Origin of the sequence: Micromonospora sp. BL1, from assembly GCF_003667485.1 — a bacterium.
Taxonomy (GTDB): Bacteria; Actinomycetota; Actinomycetes; order Mycobacteriales; family Micromonosporaceae; genus Micromonospora; species Micromonospora tulbaghiae.
In genome coordinates, this window is sequence record NZ_RCVK01000188.1 from 1 (window position 1) to 19,620 (window position 19,620).

Consider the following 19,620-nt stretch of genomic DNA (forward strand, 5'->3'; position numbering starts at 1 on the left):
GTCCCCCGAGCCGTCCCGCGCCGGCCCGGCGGCCGGGCCCGCGCCGGGTGACGTCCCCGCCCCCGCACAGCCGTACCTGCTGGTGCTGCCCACCATGGAGGGCGCGCCCACGCCGGTGCCCTGGCCGGGCGCCGAGGGGCAGCCCGGCTGGGCGATTCCGGTCACCGTGCCGCCCGGCACCCAGGGATACGCGTTGTTCCTCCCGCTGGTCCCGGCGCCCGGCCAGCCGACGGCGCCCGGCCAGCCGACGGCGGCGGTGCCCGCCCAGGCGACGGCGCCCGCCGCCGAGCGCTCCCCGGCGGAGGGCGCCGCCCCGGTCACCGGCGCGAGCGGCACCACCGCCGCAGCACTGTCCACACCGGCTGAGGGCTCGGCCCCTTCCGCCGGCGCGAGCGGCCCGACCGCCGCGGCCGGGTCCACACCGGTCGACGGCGGTCCGGCGGCAGCAGCCGAGGCTGGGAAGCCCGTCGCCGACCGTCCGACGGGCGGAGAGCCCGTCGCCGCCCCGCCGGACGCCGTTCCGGCGGCTCGCCGGGAGCAGGCTGGCGCAACGTCCTCGGCCACCGGCGCCGCCGCATCGTCCACCCCGGATGCCGGCCCGGCAGACGCGGCCACGGCCCACTCCGGTGGAGCCGGGACCGGCGCGCGCCCCGGCGACGGTGCTCCGCGGACGGCCGATTCCGTGACTTCCGGCCCGTCGGGAGCCTCGCGGACATCTGCCGCTCCCCCGGGCACGCCACCGACAGCCGGCTCCCCCGGCACGCCAGCGGTTACCGGCCCGTCCGGCGCCACGCAGGCGCCTGCCTCCGGAGCATGGGCCGCGCCGGGCGCGCAGCCGGCCTCCGGGCCGCCGCCCGCGCCGGGTACCCAGCGCGCTCCGGGCACGCCGCCTCCGCACGGCGGTGGGCCGATGGCCACGCCGCCGTACCCCGGAATGGGGTGGAGCGGGCACCCGCAGGCGCCGACGTGGGCGCCGCGACCTCAGGTGCCGCGGACCTCGTTCCTCGGCGCGAAGTGGCCCGGCCCGAAGGCGGCGACCGGGCGGGCCGTACCGCTCGCGGTGCTGGCCGCCGCGGTCGGCAGCGCGGTGTTCGTGCCGCTCGGCCGCGTCGGCGTGGGCTGGTTCCTGGGGTGGCTGACGCTCACGCTCGCGGTGCTGCTGGCGGTCCGGTCGAAGACCACGGACCTGCCGCGCGCCGACAAGCTCATCCGGGCCGGGTGGGCGGCGGCCGCCCTGGCCCTGATCGCCGTGCCGGCGTTCCGCAACGCCTGGTGGCTCGTGACGTTCTGCGTGCTCGGCGCGCTCGGCTGCGCCACCCTCGCGATCATCGGCGGGCGGCTGGTGCGCTCGATCCTGTTCGGCCTGGTGGCCACGCCGTTCGCGGCGTTGCGCGGCCTGCCCTGGGTACGCCGGCACATCACCGCCTCGCCGCAGGAGGCGACGGTGCGCAAGGTGACCGTCTCGGTGGTCGCCACGGCCGTGGTGCTCGTGGTCTTCGGCAGTCTGCTCGCGTCGGCCGACGCGGCGTTCTCCGAGGCGCTCGGCCAGCTCGTCCCCGAGATCAACCTCGGCACGGTGTTCGGCTGGTTGTTCCTGGCCGTGGTGGGCGGTCTGATCGCTGTCGCCGCGCTCTACACGCTCGCCGCGCCGCCGGATCTGTCCACCGTGGATCGCGCCGGTGAGCGCCGCCTCGGCCTGCTGGAGTGGGCGCCGGCCATCGGCGCGCTCGCGCTGCTGTTCGCCGGGTTCGTGGTGGTGCAGTTCACCACGCTCTTCGGCGGCCAGCGGCACGTGCAGCGGGTCGCCGGGCTCAGTTACGCCGAGTACGCGCGCAGCGGCTTCTGGCAGCTGATGTTCGTCACGCTGCTGACGGTGGCGGTGCTCGGCGGGGTGAGCCGCTGGGCCCGCCGGGAGCGGCCGGCCGAGCGCATCCTGCTGCGTGTGCTGCTCGGGCTGATCAGCGCGCTGAGCGTGGTGATCGTGGCGTCGGCGCTGTCCCGGATGTGGACGTACCAGAAGGTCTACAGCTTCACCGGCGAGCGGATCTTCGTGATGGCGTTCGAGATGCTGCTCGGCACGGTCTTCCTGATGATCATCGCGGCCGGTGTCCGGTGGAAGGGCCGGTGGATTCCCGGCACCACGCTCGCGCTGGCGGTGGCGATGCTGCTGGGCCTGGCCGTGCTCAACCCGGAGGACTACGTCGCCCGCCGCAACACGCTGCGGTACGAGCAGACCGGCAAGATCGACGCGTGGTACCTGCGGGCGCTGTCCGCCGACGCCACCCCGGCGCTCGCCAAGCTCCCCGACCCGGTACGCCGGTGCACGCTCAGCTGGATCGCCGACGACCTCGCCGAACCCGACCCCTGGTACGCCTGGAACCTGGGCCGCCAGCGCGCCCGAAAGGCCCTGGAGGAGGTCGGCCCCCAAGCGGTCGGTGGCCCGAAGGACTGCCGCCGGGCCGACCAGTTCGACCTGCCGAAGACGCGGCGTCCCCGCTGACGCCACCGGCCGGGCCGCGAATCCACGCGGCCCGGCCGGACCGTCAGGCCGGGCCGCCGCCGAAGCCGATCTCGTTGCCGTCCGGGTCGTGGAAGATCACTTTGCGGACGCCGTTGTCGTAGGTCTCCCGCGCGGCCGGTGTCAGACCACGGGCGGCGATCGCCGCGACGCGGGTGTCGAGGTCGTCGACGAAGACCGTCTGCATGGCGTGACCGGCGTGCTCGGGCCGCACGTCGACGTAGAGGTAGCGATGTTCGGCCAGCTCCCACACCGCCTCGCTGTCGTTCGGCCGGAACTGCGGCGGGGCGCCGAACAGCCGCTCGTACCAGTCCGTCGCCACCGCGAGGTCGCGGACCGGGACGCCGGCGAACAGGTCGACAGTCATCCGGCCAATCTATCCGGGTCGACGTGCCCGCGCGGGCTCACGCCGTACCGGCGTTTGAACGCCGTGCTCAGGGCGAACGAGCTGCCGTAACCGACCCGGCGGGCCACCGCGCCGACTGTGGCGCCGGGCTCGCGGAGCAGGTCGGCCGCGAGCGCCAGCCGCCAGCCCGTCAGGTACGCCACGGGCGGCTCGCCGACCAGCGCGGTGAAGCGTCGGGCCAGCGCCGCCCGGGACATCCCCACCTCGGCGGCGAGCGACGCCACAGTCCACGGCCGGGCCGGGTCGTGGTGCAGCATCCGCAGCGCGCGGCCGACCACCGGATCGGCGTACGCCCGGTACCAGGCGGGTGCGGCGGCACCCGGCCGCGCGAACCACTCCCGCAGCGCGGCGATGAGCAGCAGGTCGAGCAGGCGGTCGAGCACCGCCTCCTGGCCGGGGTCGTCCTTGACGATCTCGGCGGCCAGCAGCGGCACCAGCGGCGTGTCCCAGGACTCGCGCCGCACCACCGCGAGCGGCGGCAGCGCGTCCAGCAAACGCTTCCCGACAGTCCCCCGCACCGGGTACGTGCCGGTGAGCAGCACGGTCCGGCCGTCCGGCCCGTTGCCCCAGGTGCGTACGCCCCAGCGCGTCATCGCGAACAGCTCGCGCCCGTCCGGTGTGGTGCAGCGCTGGCCCGGGTGCACGACCACCTGCGGCGCCGTGGCCGGGTCGTCCGCCACCGTGTACGGGGCCGGGCCGCGCACGATCGCCACGTCACCGCCGGTCAGCCGCGTGGCCTCGCCCTCCTCGGGCACGATCCAGCCGTCCCCGCGCACCACGGCGACGAGCGTGAGCGGCGCCTCGTCCCGGATCAGCATCGACCAGGGCGGGGTGAGGATCGAGCGCAGCAGGAAGGCGCCCCGCGCCCGGGGGCCGTCGAGCAGACCGGAAACGGCGTCCACGGAGACGATTGAACACAGGATCGCGCGTCCTGACCATGGGCCGTCTCACCGCGCGGCGGTTCGATGAGGACATGCGACTCGTACAACAACTGACGCTGGTCGGCGCCACAGTCGGGGCCGGGCTGATGGCGGGCCTGTTCGCCGCGTTCGCGTACGCGGTGATGCCGGCGCTGCGCGCCGCTGAGGACCGCACGTTCGTGGACGCGATGCAGCGCATCAACGTCACCATCGTCAACGGTTGGTTCCTGCTGGCGTTCCTGGGTACGCCGGTCCTGGCCGCGTTCGCGGCCGTGCTGGCGTGGCGCGGGGCGGCCCGGCCGGCGCTGCCGTGGATCGTCGCCGGACTCGCCCTGTACCTGGTGATGTTCGTCGCCACCGTGGCGGTGAACGTGCCGCTGAACGACGCGCTCGCCGCGGCCGGCACGGCGGATCCCGCTGCGGCGCGGGAGCGCTTCGAATCCGCCTGGGTCATGTGGAACGTGGTCCGGACGCTGGCGAGCACTGCCGGGTTCGGCGCGCTGTGCTGGGCGTTGGTGCTCACCGGCCGCGCCGCGTGAGCGCCGTTCGCCTGCGAGATGCTAGGAGATGAACCTGTCCGCGTACTCCTCCGCAGGTTCCACGTTGGTGATGACGTCGATCAGGACACCGTCCGGGCCGGCGACGATGAAGTGCCGCTGTCCGAACTCTTCGGTCCGGACGGGAAGCACGACCTCCAGGTGCCGCAGGCGCTCCCACTCGGCGTCGACGTCATCCACCTCCAGGTTGAGCAGCATCCCGCCGGCGACCGGCCCGCGGTAGGCCGCCGGGATGGTCTCGTGGCTGCTGTCCAGCACCGCCAGTTCCCAGTTGTCGCGGCGCAGGCTCACGTACCACTCCGTCTCGAACGTCGGCTGGAACCCGAAGTGCTCGCGGTAGAAGGCCGCGGCCGTGGTCACGTCGGTCGTCATGAGGACCGGGTACGAACTGGCGAGTGCCATGGCGAGCTCCCTTTACATACACTGTGCAGGTAAGAGGAATATACATACACGGCGCATGTAAAAGGAAGGTGCGGCATGGCGCGAGCCACCAAGGAGCAGAGCGAGATCACCGGCCGGCGCATCCGGGACGTCGCTACCGCCCTGTTCGCCGAACGCGGCTACACCGCCGTCCGCCTGGAGGAAGTGGCCGCCGCGGCCCAGGTCACCAGGGGTGCGGTCTACCATCACTACCGCAGCAAGCAGCACCTGTTCGAAGCCGTCGCAGCCGCCGCGCAACAGCGGGTCGCCGCTGCGGTCGCCAGCGCCGCCGAGGCGGTCGCCGATCCATGGGACGGCCTGGTCGCCGGCTGCCGGGCGTTCCTCACCGCCAGTGTCGACGACACACACCGGCGGATCCTGCTGGTCGACGCGCCCGCGGTGATGGGTTGGCGCACGTGGCGCAGCCAGGACGCGGCCGCTTCCGGGCACCACCTGGCCGAGGCGGTGGCCACGCTGGCAGCAGCCGGGCACCTTGAGGTCAACTCGCCCGAGGCAACTGCCACCTTGCTCTCCGGCGCGATGAACGAGGCAGTGCTACGGATCGCCGAGGCCCCGGACCGGGACGCCGCACTGGTCGAGACGTGGCCCGATCTGCTGCGCCTGCTTCAGTGTCTCCGCGGGCCGCGCACCGCACCCGTCCGGCACGGTTAGCTGGTGCTGCGGCCGTCGAAGGTGATCACGAAGGCGCTTGCCGCCCGCCACCGCGGATACGACAAACGCCCTGGTATGGGATCATGTCCCTACCAGGGCGTTCTCGCATGGGTGGAGCCGAGGGGACTCGAACCCCTGACCCCCACACTGCCAGTGTGGTGCGCTACCAGCTGCGCCACGGCCCCTTGCGGTCGCACCCGGTCGCCCGGGCACGGAGAGAACTATACACACGCCCCCCGGCATGGTCATCTCGCGGGGGTCCCCCACCGAGGGGGTCAGTTCAGCGCCACATCCGGCGGGAAGTGGGCCACCGCGGCCATCATGCCGCCCTGCCGGCGCAGCACCATCGGCCAGAGATCATCCGGCCGGTCGACGAAGGCGTCACCGGGCAGGGCGTCGAACACGAACCAGGAGCCCTCCTCGATCTCGCGCTCCACCTGCCCGGCGCCCCAGCCGGAGTAACCGGCGAAGACCCGGATCCCGCCGACGGCCTCGCGCAGCTTCTCCGGGTCGACGGAGAGGTCGATCGTGCCGACCGCGCCGGAGACGCGGTGGAAGCCCTTGACCGGCCGGACGGGGTGCCGCATGCGGGCCAGGCAGATGGCCGAGTCGGGCTGCACCGGGCCGCCCTCGAACAGCACGGCCGGATCGCGGGCCAGGTCGCTCCAGTCGCCGAGCACGTCGGCCACGGAGACCTCGGTGGCCCGGTTCAGCACCACCCCGAGGGCGCCGCCGGGTTCGTGGGCGACGAGCAGCACGACCGTACGGTCGAAGTTCGGATCCTTGAGCCCTGGTGTCGCGACCAGCAGTCGTCCGGTCATCGACTCCATGGCTCGGCCACCGATCGCCTGCCCCTCACTCTGCATGTCCGACACCCGTCAGCCGTGCGCCCGTACGGGCCCGAGGCCGTCGACCGTCCACCCTGTCAACGCCATGTCACGCACCATAGCCTGCGCCCGGCCCGCTGGTTAAGGTCTGACGGGCGGGTGATCACGACGGATCGAGGGAGGGCCGGATGGCGGCGCAGGCCGAACTGGCGGTGATCGGCGGGTCGGGTCTCTACGCCCTGCTCGACGGCGTGGAGCACGTGGTGGACACCCCGTACGGCGAGCCGTCGGGCCCGATCACCGTCGCCGAGGTGGGCGGCCGCCGGGTGGCGTTCCTGCCCCGGCACGGGCGCGATCACCGGTACCCGCCGCACCTGATCCCGTACCGGGCGAACCTGTGGGCGCTGCGGTCGCTGGGCGTACGCCAGGTGCTGGCGCCCTGCGCGGTCGGCGGCCTGCGGCCGGAGCTGGGCCCGGGGACGTTCGTGGTGCCGGACCAGTTGATCGACCGCACCAGCGGGCGCGCACAGACCTACTACGATCGGGGCGCGGTGCACGTGTCGTTCGCCGACCCGTACTGCCCGGCCGGGCGGCGCACGCTGCTGGACACGGCGGCCGGGCGCGGCGTGCCGGCGGTGGACGGCGGGACCGTCGTCGTGGTCGAGGGTCCGCGCTTCTCGACCCGGGCGGAGTCGCGCTGGTTCGCCTCGATGGGCGGCACGATCGTCAACATGACCGGTCACCCGGAGGCGGTGCTGGCCCGCGAGCTGGCGCTCTGCTACACGTCCATCGCGCTGGTCACGGACCTGGACGCGGGCGTCGAGGCGGGCGAGTCGGTCACCCACGAGGAGGTGTTCCGGGTCTTCGCGGAGAACACCGACCGGCTGCGCGGGCTGCTGCTGGAGGCCGTCGCCGCGCTGCCCGCCGAGCGGGAGTGCGAGTGCGGAAGCGCGCTGGACGGGATCAAGCTGCCGTTCCCGCTGCCCTGAGCCTGGGAAGCGCCCGAAAAGTCGCCTTCGGCCCGATAGATTCGGCTGGTCGGGAGACTGGGCACCGGGCCGGCTCCGGCATCCGCGTGCGGAACGGAGGCAGCCGGCGATGGCGACGGTGCGGGAGGCGACCTACGACCTGCTGCGCGCGCTCGGCCTGACCACTGTCTTCGGCAACCCGGGCTCGACCGAGGAGCCGTTCCTCCAGGATTTCCCGGCCGACTTCCACTACGTGCACGCGCTCCAGGAGGCGTCGGCGGTCGCCATGGCCGACGGCTACGCCCAGGGCACCGGCCGGCCCGCGCACGTCAACCTGCACACCGCGCCGGGCACCGGCAACGGCATGGGCAACCTGGTCACCGCCTGGCACAACCGGACGCCGCTGATCGTCAGCGCCGGTCAGCAGACCCGCGAGATGCTGCTGATCGAGCCGCGCCTGGCCAGCCCCCGGGCGGTCGAGCTGGCCCAGCCGTACGTCAAGTGGGCCCACGAGCCGGCCCGCGCGCAGGACATCCCGGCGGCCTTCATGCGGGCGTACGCCTCGGCGGTGCAGCCCCCGGCCGGACCGGTCTTCCTCTCCCTGCCGATGGACGACTGGGACCGTCCGGCCGACCCGCCGCCGCAGGTGCGTACCGTCGCCACCCGGATCGCGCCGGACCCGGACCGGCTGCGGACCTTCGCCGAGGCGCTGGCCGCCGCCCGCGCCCCGGCGCTGGTGCTCGGCGCGGCGGTGGACCGGTCGGACGCCTGGCCGGACGCGGTCGCGCTGGCCGAGCACCTGGCCGTCCCGGTCTGGGCCGCCCCGGCGCCGGAGCGGGCCGTGTTCCCCGAACGGCATCCGCACTTCCGGGGCGTGCTGCCGTACGCGATCGGGCCGCTGTCGGAGGCGTTGCGCGGCCACGACGTGGTGCTGGTGGTGGGCGCGCCGGTGTTCCGCTACTACCCGCACGTGCCGGGCGACTACCTGCCCGGCGACACGCGGCTGCTGCACGTCACCGACGACCCGGACGAGGCGGCCCGCGCCCCGGTCGGGGACAGCCTGCTCGGCGACGCTCGCCTGACCATGGCGGCGCTGCGCGAGCTGCTGCCGCCGACCGACCGCGCCGCGCCGTCACCGCGCCCGCAGCCGGCCCCGCCGGAGCCGGCCGACCCGCCGAGCGCCGACGCGTTGTTCGCCGCGCTCGCCGCCGCGTGGCCGGCGGACGGGGTGCTGGTGCAGGAGTCGCCGTCCAACCTGGCCGCGCTGCGCCGCCGGCTGCCGATCGAGCGGCCGCGCTCGTACCTGACGATGGCCAGCGGCGGGCTCGGCTTCGGCCTGCCGGCGGCGGTCGGCCTGGCGCTCGCCGAACGCGACACCGGGCGCGGCCGCCCGGTCGTCGCGGTGGTCGGCGACGGCTCGTTCCACTACTCGGTGCAGGCGTTGTGGACGGCGGCGCGGCTGCGGCTGCCGCTCGCCGTCGTGGTCCCGGTGAATCAGCAGTACGCGATCCTGAAGGCGTTCGCCGAGCTGAAGCACACCCCTGGTGTGCCCGCGCTGGACCTGCCCGGGCTCGACGTGACGGCGGTGGCGCACGGCTACGGCTGCGCCGGTGAGGTGACCACGCTGGACGGGCTCGGCGCGGCGCTCGCCGCCGCGCTGGCCGCGGACCGGCCGACCGTGCTGCCGGTGCCGATCAGCACCGACGTGCCACGGATCCTGTGAGCCTCAGCCGGGCCGGACGGTGAGCGGGGCGCCACTGGCGGCGTCCAGCACGGCCCGACCGCCCACCGGCGCGTCGAGCGTGACGCTGACCGGCTTCAGCACGAGCTGCGCGGTACAGACGCCGGTGGAGGCGACCACGGCACCGCCGATCACCACCACGTCCGGCCGTTCCAGCACCAGCGGCGTGGGCGGGCCGTCGCAGGCGCCGACGCCGAGCAGGTAGTCGATGCGGTTGCCCTCGACCGCCCGCAGCTGCTGCGCGGACACCAGACCGTTCGGCAGCGGCTCACCGGGCACCGCACCGCCGGGGACCCGGCCGGTCACGCGCGGCGCGACAGCGATCCGCGCCACGGGCACGGCCAGCTCGTCCACCGTGAACAACCAGGCGGGCACCTCGGCGCGGCCCCGGCTGGTCCACACCGGCGCGCTGCCCAGCCGTACCTCGGTCACGGTGAGCGCCACGCACGGGGTCGGCGCCGAGGTCGACACCGGGTCGTTCGGGCCGGGCCGGCCGGTGGGTGCCGGGTCCGGTGCGGCCGGTCGCCCGTCGCAGGGCGGCGGGTCACCCTGGCGGAGCTGGGCGTACGCGTCGGCTGCGCTGACCAGCGGCACGCGCAGCGTGCCGTCGGGGAACCGGATCGTGCCGTCCTTCGGCACGGCGGCCGGGATCGGGATCTGGTCCCGGTACCAGCCGGCGCCGAACGCCGTCTTCGTCTCCTCGGTGAAGCCCGGGTCGCCGGTGAGCACAGTGGCGTCCTGGAGCGGCACGTACCCGTCGCGCCAGCCCGGCCCGGGACGCCAGCCCGCGGCGACCTCCTCGGCCCGTTCGGTGAACGCGGGCCGCTGGTCCGGGCCGGTGGGCGGCGCCACCCCCGGATCGGCGGCGGGCGTGGCGCAGGCGGAGAGGGCCAGCAACGGGATACCGAGCAGGGCGAGCACGCGACGCATGCCGGTTGGACGCGGGCCGGTCCCGGCCGGTTCCCCCCGGGCTCAGTCCTCGCCGCCGAGGTCGGCCTGGTAGGCCTCCCAGAGCAGGTCGGCGCCGAGCCGGCGGTGCCGGTCGAGCGCGCGCAACAGGTCGCGGGTGCGGGCCCGCACCTCCGCGGCGGACACCCCGGGCAGGTGTACGGCGTGCTGGAGCGCCGCGAGCGCCGCGCTGATCGCGGCGTGCTCGCCGACCAGCAGGCGTACGCCCCGGTCCAGCCGGGGCGCGGCGCGCACCAGGTCGGCGTAGTGGCCGCCCGCTCCCTCGGTGACGCGGACGTGTTCGGTGAAACCCCGCCGGACGGGGGCCAGATCGGTGAGAAGTCGCTCCCGCCAGCGCGGCCCGGTGGCCGGCGCCCGCCCGAGGGCACGCAGGTCACCGGCGGCGCTCGGGAGCACGGCGGTCGGCTGCTGGATCGGACCGGTGACCATGGGACACCTCCCGCTGCTGGGTGCGAACCCGTATGGCGATGGTGGACCCGGTTCGAGGGCCTGTCCAGCAGTCGGCGCCGCCTCATCTGCCCCGTCTGCAACAGAGGCCCCAGCCGGTCTCAACAACCCCAGAGACGACTGTGCGCCCCGGTCCGGGTGGACCGAGGCGCACAGGTCGTGTGGTGGAGGTGCCGGGAATCGAACCCGGGTCCTTCGCCGGTTTGTCAGGGCTTCTCCGAGCGCAGCTCGCTATGCCTCTACTCGGCCCCACCGCTCACGCGAGCAAGTTGGTGTGACGGGCCCAGTCGCTGATTGATCTCGCCGCACGGACCCCGCGACCGGGTCCGGTTGGCCAGCCTTCTAGCTGATGCCGGCAGACTGGGTCGAAGGCGCTCCCAGGCCGACAGACTTGCTACTCGCCTCAGGCGGCGAGAGCGAAGTCAGCGCGATTGTTCTTGGCGCTTATTGGTTTCCGACGACCGATTCTCGAGACGACGTCGGCTTCCTCGGCTCGCTTCCCCTGTCGCTGCGTACGAAGTCGAAACCAGTCACCCCCTCGTAGCGCTGCCCCTGTCGGCAGCACACCAAGCCTAACGCCTGGCGCAACCGGATTCATCCCGAGGCCCGCTCGACGCGGACTGCCGGACGAACCGGACGTATCACTCACCCATGCCCTTGCCGCGCCGGCCCACCGCCCGGGCGATCTCCCGGTCGGCGTCCCGCTTGGCGAGGTCCTGGCGCTTGTCGTACGACTTCTTACCCCGGGCCAGGCCGATCTCCACCTTGGCCCAGCCGTCGGAGAAGTAGACCTGCAACGGCACCAGCGTCAGGCCGCTCTCCTTGAGCTTGCCCAGCAGCCGGTCGATCTCCAGCCGGTTGAGCAGCAGCTTGCGGGTACGCCGGGGCTCGTGGTTGGTCCAGGTGCCCTGCGCGTACTCCGGGATGTGCATGGCGTGCAGGTAGATCTCGCCGTCGCGCTCCTGGGCGAACGCGTCCACGAGCGACGCCCGCCCGGCCCGCAGCGACTTGACCTCGGTGCCGGTCAGCGCCATGCCCGCCTCGTACGTGTCGAGGATGGCGTAGTCGTGGCGTGCCTTCTTGTTGGAGGCGACCACCTTGCGACCCTTTTCCCGTGGCATCGGCGCCACCCCCTTCCTGATCGACTCACCGGCCACCGGCCGGCGAGCGGAGATCATGCTACCGGAACCACAAGGGCCCTCCCGCGCCGTTTATTCCGGCGCGGGAGGGCCCTTGGCAGAGCCGTACGGGCGACTAGACCCGCAGGTAGAACCGGAGCGTGACCCAGGCGGTGACCGCGCTGACCACGCCACCGACGGCGGCCATCAGCGGGAAGGTCAGGAAGATCTCGGACCAGGAGATCGGGGTGATCAGGCCCTCCAGGGCGGCCATCGAACTGCCGGCCGCCACCACCTTCACCCCGATCAACGCGAGCAGGCCGAGGATGGAGCCGAACAGACCGGCCACCACCGCCTCCAGCACGAACGGCGCCTGGATGAACCAGTTCGACGCGCCGACCAGCTTCATGACCGCCACCTCACGCCGCTTGCTGTACGCGGCGACCTGGATGGTGTTCGCGACGAGCAGCAGGGCGGCGATGGCCATCACGGTGGCGATCGCGAGCGCTCCGTTCTGGAAGCCGCTCAGCACGCCGAAGACCTTGTCGAGCAGCTTGCTCTGGTCGACGATCGTGTCGATGCCCTCGGTGGCCTTGTACTTGTCGTAGATCGCCTTGTACTGCTCCGGGTCGTTCAGCTTGACCCGGTACGACTCGGGAAGCTGGTCCGGCTTGACGGCGCTGACCAGGTCCGGGGCGTCGGCGTACATCTGCTGGAAGCGCTCGTACGCCTGCTCCTTGTTGACGTACGTCGAGTCCTTGACCAGCGGGTCCTGGCCGAGCTGCTGGCCCAGCGCGTCGACCTGTTCCTTGGTGGCATCGGTCTTCAGGAAGATCGAGACCTCGACGTTCTCGTAGTAGAGGTCCTTCATGTCGCCGACCTTCTGGTAGAGAAGGCCGCTGCCGCCCAGCATGAACAGCGACACCGCCATTGTGATGATCATGGCGATGGTCATGGTGACGTTGCGCCACAGCCCGACCAGTACTTCGGACAGGACGTACTTCATCCGCATCGGGATATTCCTCCGGCTCTCCGGCGTGAGGTTTCGTCGTCAGGGTCTACGGAACGTCGTCCGGCTCAGCCGTAGACGCCGCGGGCCTGGTCGCGCACGATGCGGCCGCTCTCGATCTCGATGACCCGGCGCCGCATCTGGTTCACGATGTTGGAGTCGTGCGTGACCATCACGACGGTCGTACCGGTGCGGTTGATCCGGTCCAGCAGGCGCATGATCTCGATCGAGGTGTCCGGGTCCAGGTTTCCGGTGGGCTCGTCGGCCAGCAGGATCAGCGGCCGGTTGACGAACGCCCGGGCCACCGCGACACGCTGCTGCTCACCACCGGAGAGCTCGTGCGGGTAGCGGTGCTCCTTGCCGCCGAGACCGACCAGCTCCAGCACCTCCGGCACGACCCGGCGGGCGACCGCCTTCGTCTTGCCGATCACCTCCAGCGCGAACGCCACGTTCTCGTACGCGGTGCGGTTCGGCAGCAACCGGAAGTCCTGGAAGACGCAGCCGATGGAACGCCGGAAGTGGGGTCGCTTCCAGGAACGCATCGACGTGACGTCCTTGCCGTTGACGACGACCCGGCCCTTGTTGGGCGTGACCTCGTGCAGCAGCAACTTGATGATGGTGGACTTGCCGGAGCCGGATGGACCGATGAAGAAGACGAACTCGCCCTTCTCGATCGAGACGGACACGTTGTCGAGCGAAGGCCGGGACGCCTTCGGGTACGTCTTCGTCACTTGCTCAAGCTGAATCACGGGTCGGTAGTCTACGCGGTGTAACCGCAGAGCCAAGCCCCCAGCCCCGCCGAAGCGGTGCGCGTCGTCGATTTACCCGGTCAGACCGAGATCGATGACGCGCTCAGTCCGACCGTGATCACGCACCGTCAGCGCTGAGCTGCTGCTGCTTCCGCCAGCGGATTCCCGCCTCGATGAAGCTGTCCAGGTCGCCGTCGAAGACCGAGGACGGATTGCCCGTCTCCTGTTCCGTACGCAGATCCTTCACCATCTGATACGGGTGCAGGACGTACGAGCGCATCTGGTCGCCCCAGGAGCTGGTGCCGCCGGTCTTGAGGCCGGCCAGCTTCTCCTCCTCCTCCTGCCGCTTGCGCTCCAGCAGGCGGGCCTGGAGCACCCGCATCGCGGAGGCCTTGTTCTGCAGCTGGGACTTCTCGTTCTGGCAGGTGACCACGATGCCGGTGGGGATGTGGGTCAGCCGCACCGCCGAGTCGGTGGTGTTGACGCTCTGCCCGCCCGGCCCGGACGACCGGTAGACGTCCACCCGGACCTCGTTCTCCGGGATGTCGATGTGGTCGGTCTGCTCGGTGACCGGCAGCACCTCGACACCGGCGAAGCTGGTCTGCCGGCGGCCCTGGTTGTCGAACGGGCTGATCCGCACCAGCCGGTGCGTGCCGGACTCCACGCTCAGCGTGCCGTAGGCGTAGGGCACCTTCACCGTGAAGGTGGCCGACTTCAGGCCCGCCTCCTCGGCGTACGAGGTCTCGTAGACCTCGGTCGGGTAGCCGTGCCGCTCGGCCCAGCGCAGGTACATCCGCAGCAGCATCTCGGCGAAGTCGGCGGCGTCCACGCCACCGGCGCCGGCCCGGATCGCCACCAGCGCCTCCCGGGAGTCGTACTCACCGGAGAGCAGCGTGCGGACCTCCATCTCCTGGATGGCCTTGGTCAGCCCGGTGATCTCCGACTCGACCTCGGTCAGCACGCCCGGGTCGTCCTCCGCCTGGGCCAGCTCCAGCAGCACCCCGGCGTCGTCGAGCCGGGAGCGCAGGTCGCCGAGCTTGGAGATCTCGCCGTTGACGTACGACAGCTGCGACGTCACCTGCTGCGCCTTGGCCTGGTCGTCCCAGAGGTCGGGCGCGGAGGCCTCCTGCTCCAGCCGGGCCTTCTGCTCGCGCAGCTTGTCGAGGTCGAGCACAGCCTCGATGTTGCGCAGCGTGGCGTCGAGTTCCTTGAGCTGTTCGGCGTAATCGGCAGCGGTCACGACAGACAAGACTACCGGCGCGTGCGAGGAGTGAGCTTGCGAGCCCCGCAGTCACGCGCGAAAAGTCGGCGCTGCCTGTCCTGGTCGACGCAGGTGGTCAGCCGACGGGCGCGCTCTTCAGCCAGGAGAGGGCCGCCTTGTGGTAGGCGACGGCGAACTCCAGCGCGCTGGCGTCGTAGCTGTCGCCTTCCTTCTTGGCGTTCTTGACCTGCTCCCGCACCGCCGCCAGCGCCTCGGTGTGGTACTCGTTCGCCGTGGCGTAGAGGTTCTTGAGCTGGCTCGACGAGTGCAGGTCACCGAACGCGATCCGTAGCGCTATCGGGTTACGGATGGTGTCCTTGCCGGGATTCTCCGCCAGCCAGCGGGAGAATGTCCGTTTCCCGGCCGCCGTCAGCGCGTACGGCTGGCTCATCCGCGGCCCGGGCTTGCCGAGTCGCACCAGACCCTTCTCGGCCAGGACCGGCAGCTCCCGGTAGACCTGACTGCGGGTCATCGACCAGTACGGCGCCAGCCGGCGCTCAGCGGCAGCCATCAACTGGCCGCCAGTCATCGGGCCGTCGTGCAGCAGACCGAGCAGAGCTGCTGCCGTCGGGTTGACTCCGGATTCCGCCATGCCCTCTAAGCTGCCACTTTGTCGGCTCTGGCGTCCAGGATTTGCTCATTTCGGCACCCGATGACGGGTCCGATGTGCACTGTCGGATGAGGAAGAGGGCCCGCCCCGGCCGGGACGGGCCCTCTCGAAGCGTCTCAGCCCATGTGCGGGTAGGCGTGATCGGTCGGCGGAACGAACGTCTCCTTGATCGTGCGGGGCGACATCCAGCGGACCAGGTTGTGCCAGGAGCCCGCCTTGTCGTTGGTGCCGCTGGCCCGGGCGCCGCCGAAAGGCTGCTGCCCGACCACCGCGCCGGTCGGCTTGTCGTTGATGTAGAAGTTGCCGGCGGCGTACCGCATCTTCTCCGCCACCTGGTCGACCACCCGGCGGTCGGTCGCGAAGATCGACCCGGTCAGCGCGTACGGCGCGATCGACTCGGCCTGGGCGACCACCTCGTCGAAGCGGGCGTCGTCGAAGACGTGCACGCCGAGGATCGGCCCGAAGTACTCGGTGGTGAACGTCTCGTGCGCGGCGTCGGAGCACTCGAACAGCGTCGGCCGGACGAAGTAGCCGACCGAGTCGTCGGCGGTGCCCCCGGCCAGGATGCGGCAGGAGTCGTCGCCCTTGATCAGCTCCAGCGCGGCGGCGTGCCGGCCGAACGCCTTGTCGTCGATCACCGCGCCGCCGAAGTTGCTGAAGTCGGTCACGTCGCCGTAGGTCAGCGAGTCGGCGGTGGCGGCGAGCCGGTCGCGCAGCCCACCCTCCCAGATCGACCGCGGGACGTACGCCCGCGAGGCGGCGGAGCACTTCTGCCCCTGGTACTCGTAGGCGCCCCGGATCAGCGCGGTGTGCAGCGCGTCCACGTCGGCGCTGGTGTGCGCGACCACGAAGTCCTTGCCGCCGGTCTCGCCGACCAGCCGGGGGTAGCCCCGGTAACCGGCGATGTTGTCGCCGACGGTCTTCCACAGGTGCTGGAACACCTTGGTCGAGCCGGTGAAGTGGATGCCGGCCAGGTCCGGGTCGGCCAGCACCACCTCGGAGACCTCCTCACCGCGCCCGGTGACCATGTTGATCACACCGGGCGGCAGGCCGGCGGCCTCGAACAGGCGCATGGTGAAGTGCGCCGCGAACTGCTGCGTCGGGGACGGCTTCCAGACCACCGTGTTGCCGAGCATGGCCGGCGCGGACGGCAGGTTGCCGGCGATCGCGGTGAAGTTGAACGGGGTGATCGCGTAGACGAACCCCTCCAGCGGCCGGTGGTCGAGGCGGTTCCAGACCCCGGGCGAGGACAGCGGCTGCTCGGCGAGGAGCCGCCGGGCGAAGTGCACGTTGAACCGGAGGAAGTCGATCAGCTCGCACGCCGAGTCGATCTCGGCCTGGACGGCGGTCTTGGACTGGCCGAGCATGGTGGCCGCGTTGAGCGTGTCCCGCCAGGGGCCGGCGAGCAGGTCGGCGGCGCGCAGGAAGATCGCGGCCCGCTCCTCGAACGGCAGCGCCCGCCACATCGGCGCGGCGTCCTTGGCGGCCCGGACGGCGGCGCGGGCGTCGTCGTGGGTGGCGTGCCCGGTCACGCCGAGGACGTGCGCGTGCTTGTGCGGCTGCACCACGTCGATCGACGCGCCGCCGGCCATCCGGCGCTCGCCGGCGATCGTCATCGGCAGCTCGATCCGCTCGGCGGCCAGTTCGGCCAGCCGCCGCTGGAGCCGTTCCCGGTCGGCGCTGCCGGGCTCGTAGGTGTGTACCGGCTCGTTGATCGGCTCGGGTACGGAGAACACGGCGTCCATCACAAGGCTCCTGGCGATCTCGACGGCGACGGCGAAACCGGACCCGCGGGCGCCGGCCGGCGGCCGGACACCGGACACCGCGGGGTCAGCGGCGGCGGGACCTGGCCCGATTCTGTCACGAGACGCCCCCGCGGACCGTGCCTCCCCGGTACACCGGACAGCCCGGCAGTCTCCGGACCGTCGGCCCCAACCCGCCCGATCCCGACGAAACATCGGGCCACAGCCCTTTCTGTTGACGATTCGTCGGCCCGCCGCTGCGCGTCGGTCAACACCACCTCGGGGAGACGGCGGTGTCCGAGCGTCCGGATGGCACCACCTTCCCGGACCGCAGGCTCGCGGATATCGGCCACTGATCGACACCACCTCGGGGAAACGGCGGTGTCCGAGCCCCGGGGATGCCACCACATCGGCGAACCGCAGTCGATCAAGGCCCAGGCGGCACACGGCCCACCCGAGGAGCGGCGGCGCGCCGCGTAGGCTGGATGACCGGTGACCTGCCCGGCCCGGCGGGGGGCGATCCGGCGACCGTCGAAGGGAAGACGATGAGCAACCAGCCCGGCAGCTCCACGGCCGCGGAGACGGACCAGCCCGAGGCCGTCGAGCCGTCGGCCGGCGAGGCGAGCACGGACGAGGCCACCGCCACGGACGAGGCCGTCCCGACCGGGCGGCCGGAGTTCGCCCCGGGCGCGCTCGTACTCGCCGTGCTCTCCATCGGGTGGCTGGCCGCCATGCTCTGGTCCACCCGCGAGGCGATCCACTCGACGGCGGCCGGCGTCACCGCGATCAGCCTCTCCGCGTACGCGCTGCCCGGCGTCATCACCGCGGCACTGGTCACCGGCGCCACTGTCGCCCTGCTCGCGACCAACCGGCTGGGCCGCGCCACGCTGCGCTTCCTGGCCGCCGTCGGCACCGGCCTCCTGGTCGGGCTCGTCACCGCGGTGGCGATCAACCTGACGTACGCGGACAACGCCACCACGAACACCATCGCCGGCACCGCGGCGGCGGCAGCGATCATCGGCGGGGCGATGGCGGGCGCGCGCCAGGCCCGGGTGGTGGGGGCGATCACCCTCGCGACGCTCACCGCGCAGATCTTCGTGGTGCTGTTCAGCCGCGCCCGCGATCCACTGTCCGACCTGTTCGGCGCCGGGGAAACCCAGCAGTCGATGCTCGACGCCGCGAAGTGGGTCTCGCGAACCGAATCGTTGCTCGCCGGGCTGCTCGCGGGCCTGGCCGCGTACCTCTATCTCACCTGGTCCCGCCGCCGGGCGGAGCGCCGCGACGGCGTGGCGTCGCCGCTGCGCTGGCCGGCGTACCTGGTCGCCGGGGCGGGCGCGGGCCTGCTCCTGCTGCTCACCGAGGTGATCATCCGGATCGGCGGGCGCGGGCTGCTCGACCTGGCCGCCGCGCTCAGCGAGGCCGACGAGGTGGCGCAGACCGCGCTGGGCACCTCACGGGTGGACAACGGGATCTGGGTGCTCTTCGTGGGTGCGCTGACCACGCTCATCGTCTTCGGGCGCACGCTCGGCCCGCGCACGGTGGACGACGACGAGGACGAGCCGGCGGCCTGACCGGCCGTCAGCCGGCCTCGCGCAGCAGCAGGTCCAGCTCGGTCACGTCGTACCACTCCAGTTCGTGGTCCTCGGCGCCGTCGACTGTGAACTGGGCGTCCGGGTCGCCGGCCTGCGCCTCGACCACCACGTCGACGGCAGCCGCCACGTCCTCGACCGCGTCCGCGCCGTCCACGTGCAGCGCGGCGATCGACTTCACCGGCACCGGCCCGGCCGGCCGGACCACGCTCGATCCCAGCTCGCCGTCGACCCGGCCGACCGCGCGGGCCGGTAGGTCGGCCGAGACGACCACCCGTCGCCGGGGCGCGGTGGGGTCGTTGCGGAGCAGGAGCAGCGCGTCCTGGGCGGCCCGGGTGAAGGCCACGTACTCCAGCTCCTCCTCGTCACCCTCGGCGTACCACTCGCGCAGCTCCGGGGTCACGGCGTGCGCCACCTCGGCGCTCAGCCCCTCCTCGCGCAGCCGGGCGAGCATGGGGACGGTCGCCGGCAGGTACACCCGGACAAGCTCGTCGGTCACGGGTCACTCCCACACTCAGGCCGATCGTCGGCGGACGCCGACTCCGGGCGCCGATCATGCCGTACGCCGAGACCGTCATACACCCGGCACCCGCGCGGGTGAAGTGTCCCGCCGGTGTGTCTCCCGAACGGGCGCGTGGCGATGTCACCAGGTGATGGCAAACTGAAGCAAACGCAACCAACCCCGGGAGTCACCGTGGAGTCGAGGTTCCTGCTGCTGTCCGACGTCGCCGCCGAGCTGAACGTCTCGGACTCGCAGGTCTACCACATGGTCCGCAGCGGCGAACTGCCCGCGATCAAGATCGGCGGCCGGGGCCAGTGGCGGGTCGAGCGCGCCCGGCTGGAGGAATACATCGAGCGCAAGTACGCCGAGACCGCCGAGTGGGTACGCGGCAACCCGCTCGGCGAGCGCGACGAGGAGTGACCGCCCGGGACCGCCCGCCATTGACGACGGCCACCTCAGTCCGGAAAGATGAGAGTCTGTCGGAGGCAAACGAAGGCAAACGCAAGGATTCGAGATGGTCGACACCCGCCGTCCCCGAGCACCCCGCCCTGGCTCTTATACACATCTGACGCTGCCGACGAATAGCCTTGTCTAA

Annotated in this window: 20 protein-coding genes, 1 tRNA gene, 1 other RNA gene and 1 pseudogene; 7 read left to right on the forward strand and 16 right to left on the reverse strand. The window is 72.2% G+C overall.

Annotated elements, in window-relative coordinates; genetic code table 11:
• Positions 1-357 (reverse strand): annotated as a pseudogene (locus tag EAD96_RS31480) (hypothetical protein); the annotation flags it as partial.
• Positions 358-910: 553 nt separating this feature from the next.
• Here EAD96_RS31480 and EAD96_RS31485 point away from each other — a divergent pair.
• Positions 911-2,500, forward strand: coding sequence for a DUF4153 domain-containing protein (locus tag EAD96_RS31485; protein WP_233585551.1), 1,590 nt, complete (start codon positions 911-913; stop codon positions 2,498-2,500).
• A 43-nt stretch (positions 2,501-2,543) separates the two neighbouring features.
• On the opposite strand, the gene EAD96_RS08315 is transcribed toward EAD96_RS31485, so the two are convergent.
• Entirely contained in the window at positions 2,544-2,885 is a 342-nt protein-coding gene (locus tag EAD96_RS08315) for a VOC family protein (RefSeq protein ID WP_120571493.1), read from the reverse strand.
• Positions 2,882-3,826 (reverse strand): AraC family transcriptional regulator, encoded by a 945-nt coding sequence (locus tag EAD96_RS08320; protein ID WP_121683835.1) that lies wholly within the window; start codon positions 3,824-3,826, stop codon positions 2,882-2,884. Before EAD96_RS08320 ends, EAD96_RS08315 begins: the two co-directional genes overlap by 4 nt.
• A 71-nt stretch (positions 3,827-3,897) precedes the next feature.
• Between EAD96_RS08320 and EAD96_RS08325 the strand changes: the two genes are divergently transcribed.
• On the forward strand, positions 3,898-4,383 hold the full coding sequence (locus EAD96_RS08325) for a DUF1772 domain-containing protein (RefSeq protein WP_199733098.1): 486 nt from the start codon (positions 3,898-3,900) through the stop codon (positions 4,381-4,383).
• A gap of 21 nt (positions 4,384-4,404) precedes the next feature.
• Here EAD96_RS08325 and EAD96_RS08330 read toward each other — a convergent pair whose 3' ends face one another.
• Positions 4,405-4,803 (reverse strand): VOC family protein, encoded by a 399-nt coding sequence (locus EAD96_RS08330; RefSeq protein WP_121683837.1) that lies wholly within the window; start codon positions 4,801-4,803, stop codon positions 4,405-4,407.
• 75 nt (positions 4,804-4,878) lie between these two features.
• On the opposite strand from EAD96_RS08330, the gene EAD96_RS08335 reads away from it, so the two are divergent.
• Positions 4,879-5,493 carry a TetR family transcriptional regulator gene (locus tag EAD96_RS08335; protein ID WP_121683838.1) on the forward strand — a complete coding sequence of 205 codons (615 nt, stop codon included), beginning with the start codon at positions 4,879-4,881 and terminating at the stop codon, positions 5,491-5,493.
• 112 nt (positions 5,494-5,605) lie between these two features.
• Here EAD96_RS08335 and EAD96_RS08340 read toward each other — a convergent pair.
• Both EAD96_RS08340 and EAD96_RS08345 read right to left on the reverse strand, forming a co-directional pair.
• Positions 5,606-5,678: transfer RNA gene (locus EAD96_RS08340), tRNA-Ala, on the reverse strand.
• Positions 5,679-5,768: 90 nt separating this feature from the next.
• Positions 5,769-6,359: a YqgE/AlgH family protein gene (locus EAD96_RS08345; protein ID WP_091418814.1), complete on the reverse strand. Its 591-nt coding sequence runs from the start codon at positions 6,357-6,359 to the stop codon at positions 5,769-5,771.
• Positions 6,360-6,508: 149 nt separating this feature from the next.
• Between EAD96_RS08345 and EAD96_RS08350 the strand changes: the two genes are divergently transcribed.
• On the forward strand, positions 6,509-7,309 hold the full coding sequence (locus EAD96_RS08350; protein ID WP_121683839.1) for an S-methyl-5'-thioadenosine phosphorylase: 801 nt from the start codon (positions 6,509-6,511) through the stop codon (positions 7,307-7,309).
• A 109-nt stretch (positions 7,310-7,418) separates the two neighbouring features.
• Positions 7,419-9,011 (forward strand): benzoylformate decarboxylase, encoded by a 1,593-nt coding sequence (mdlC, locus tag EAD96_RS08355; RefSeq protein WP_121683840.1) that lies wholly within the window; start codon positions 7,419-7,421, stop codon positions 9,009-9,011.
• A 3-nt stretch (positions 9,012-9,014) separates the two neighbouring features.
• Here the strand turns inward: mdlC and EAD96_RS08360 are convergent, their stop codons facing one another.
• The 9 genes from EAD96_RS08360 to pruA all read right to left on the reverse strand — a co-directional run bounded on the left by EAD96_RS08360 (position 9,015) and on the right by pruA (position 16,937).
• Entirely contained in the window at positions 9,015-9,959 is a 945-nt protein-coding gene (locus tag EAD96_RS08360) for a hypothetical protein (protein ID WP_121683841.1), read from the reverse strand.
• Positions 9,960-10,001: 42 nt separating this feature from the next.
• Positions 10,002-10,427: a hypothetical protein gene (locus EAD96_RS08365; RefSeq protein WP_121683842.1), complete on the reverse strand. Its 426-nt coding sequence runs from the start codon at positions 10,425-10,427 to the stop codon at positions 10,002-10,004.
• 180 nt (positions 10,428-10,607) lie between these two features.
• Positions 10,608-10,983, reverse strand: a transfer-messenger RNA (tmRNA) gene (gene ssrA / locus EAD96_RS08370).
• A gap of 103 nt (positions 10,984-11,086) precedes the next feature.
• Positions 11,087-11,566, reverse strand: a complete 480-nt coding sequence (gene smpB / locus EAD96_RS08375) for an SsrA-binding protein SmpB (RefSeq protein WP_030271124.1) — start codon at positions 11,564-11,566, stop codon at positions 11,087-11,089.
• A gap of 133 nt (positions 11,567-11,699) precedes the next feature.
• The gene (gene ftsX, locus EAD96_RS08380; RefSeq protein WP_091418746.1) at positions 11,700-12,575 is read right to left on the reverse strand and encodes a permease-like cell division protein FtsX; all 876 of its coding nucleotides are present in this window, start codon (positions 12,573-12,575) and stop codon (positions 11,700-11,702) included.
• 65 nt (positions 12,576-12,640) lie between these two features.
• Positions 12,641-13,321: a cell division ATP-binding protein FtsE gene (gene ftsE, locus EAD96_RS08385; protein WP_013284225.1), complete on the reverse strand. Its 681-nt coding sequence runs from the start codon at positions 13,319-13,321 to the stop codon at positions 12,641-12,643.
• A gap of 118 nt (positions 13,322-13,439) precedes the next feature.
• The gene (prfB, locus tag EAD96_RS08390) at positions 13,440-14,561 is read right to left on the reverse strand and encodes a peptide chain release factor 2 (RefSeq protein WP_120571500.1); all 1,122 of its coding nucleotides are present in this window, start codon (positions 14,559-14,561) and stop codon (positions 13,440-13,442) included.
• Positions 14,562-14,658: 97 nt separating this feature from the next.
• Positions 14,659-15,174: a PadR family transcriptional regulator gene (locus EAD96_RS08395; RefSeq protein WP_120571501.1), complete on the reverse strand. Its 516-nt coding sequence runs from the start codon at positions 15,172-15,174 to the stop codon at positions 14,659-14,661.
• A gap of 134 nt (positions 15,175-15,308) precedes the next feature.
• Positions 15,309-16,937, reverse strand: a complete 1,629-nt coding sequence (gene pruA, locus EAD96_RS08400) for an L-glutamate gamma-semialdehyde dehydrogenase (RefSeq protein ID WP_121683844.1) — start codon at positions 16,935-16,937, stop codon at positions 15,309-15,311.
• A 542-nt stretch (positions 16,938-17,479) separates the two neighbouring features.
• Between pruA and EAD96_RS08405 the strand changes: the two genes are divergently transcribed.
• The gene (locus tag EAD96_RS08405; RefSeq protein WP_121683845.1) at positions 17,480-18,505 is read left to right on the forward strand and encodes a hypothetical protein; all 1,026 of its coding nucleotides are present in this window, start codon (positions 17,480-17,482) and stop codon (positions 18,503-18,505) included.
• A 7-nt stretch (positions 18,506-18,512) separates the two neighbouring features.
• Here the strand turns inward: EAD96_RS08405 and EAD96_RS08410 are convergent, their stop codons facing one another.
• Positions 18,513-19,022 carry a hypothetical protein gene (locus tag EAD96_RS08410; RefSeq protein ID WP_121683843.1) on the reverse strand — a complete coding sequence of 170 codons (510 nt, stop codon included), beginning with the start codon at positions 19,020-19,022 and terminating at the stop codon, positions 18,513-18,515.
• Positions 19,023-19,217: 195 nt separating this feature from the next.
• On the opposite strand from EAD96_RS08410, the gene EAD96_RS08415 reads away from it, so the two are divergent.
• Positions 19,218-19,445, forward strand: a complete 228-nt coding sequence (locus EAD96_RS08415; RefSeq protein WP_013474124.1) for a helix-turn-helix domain-containing protein — start codon at positions 19,218-19,220, stop codon at positions 19,443-19,445.
• The last annotated feature ends 175 nt before the right edge of the window (positions 19,446-19,620 follow it).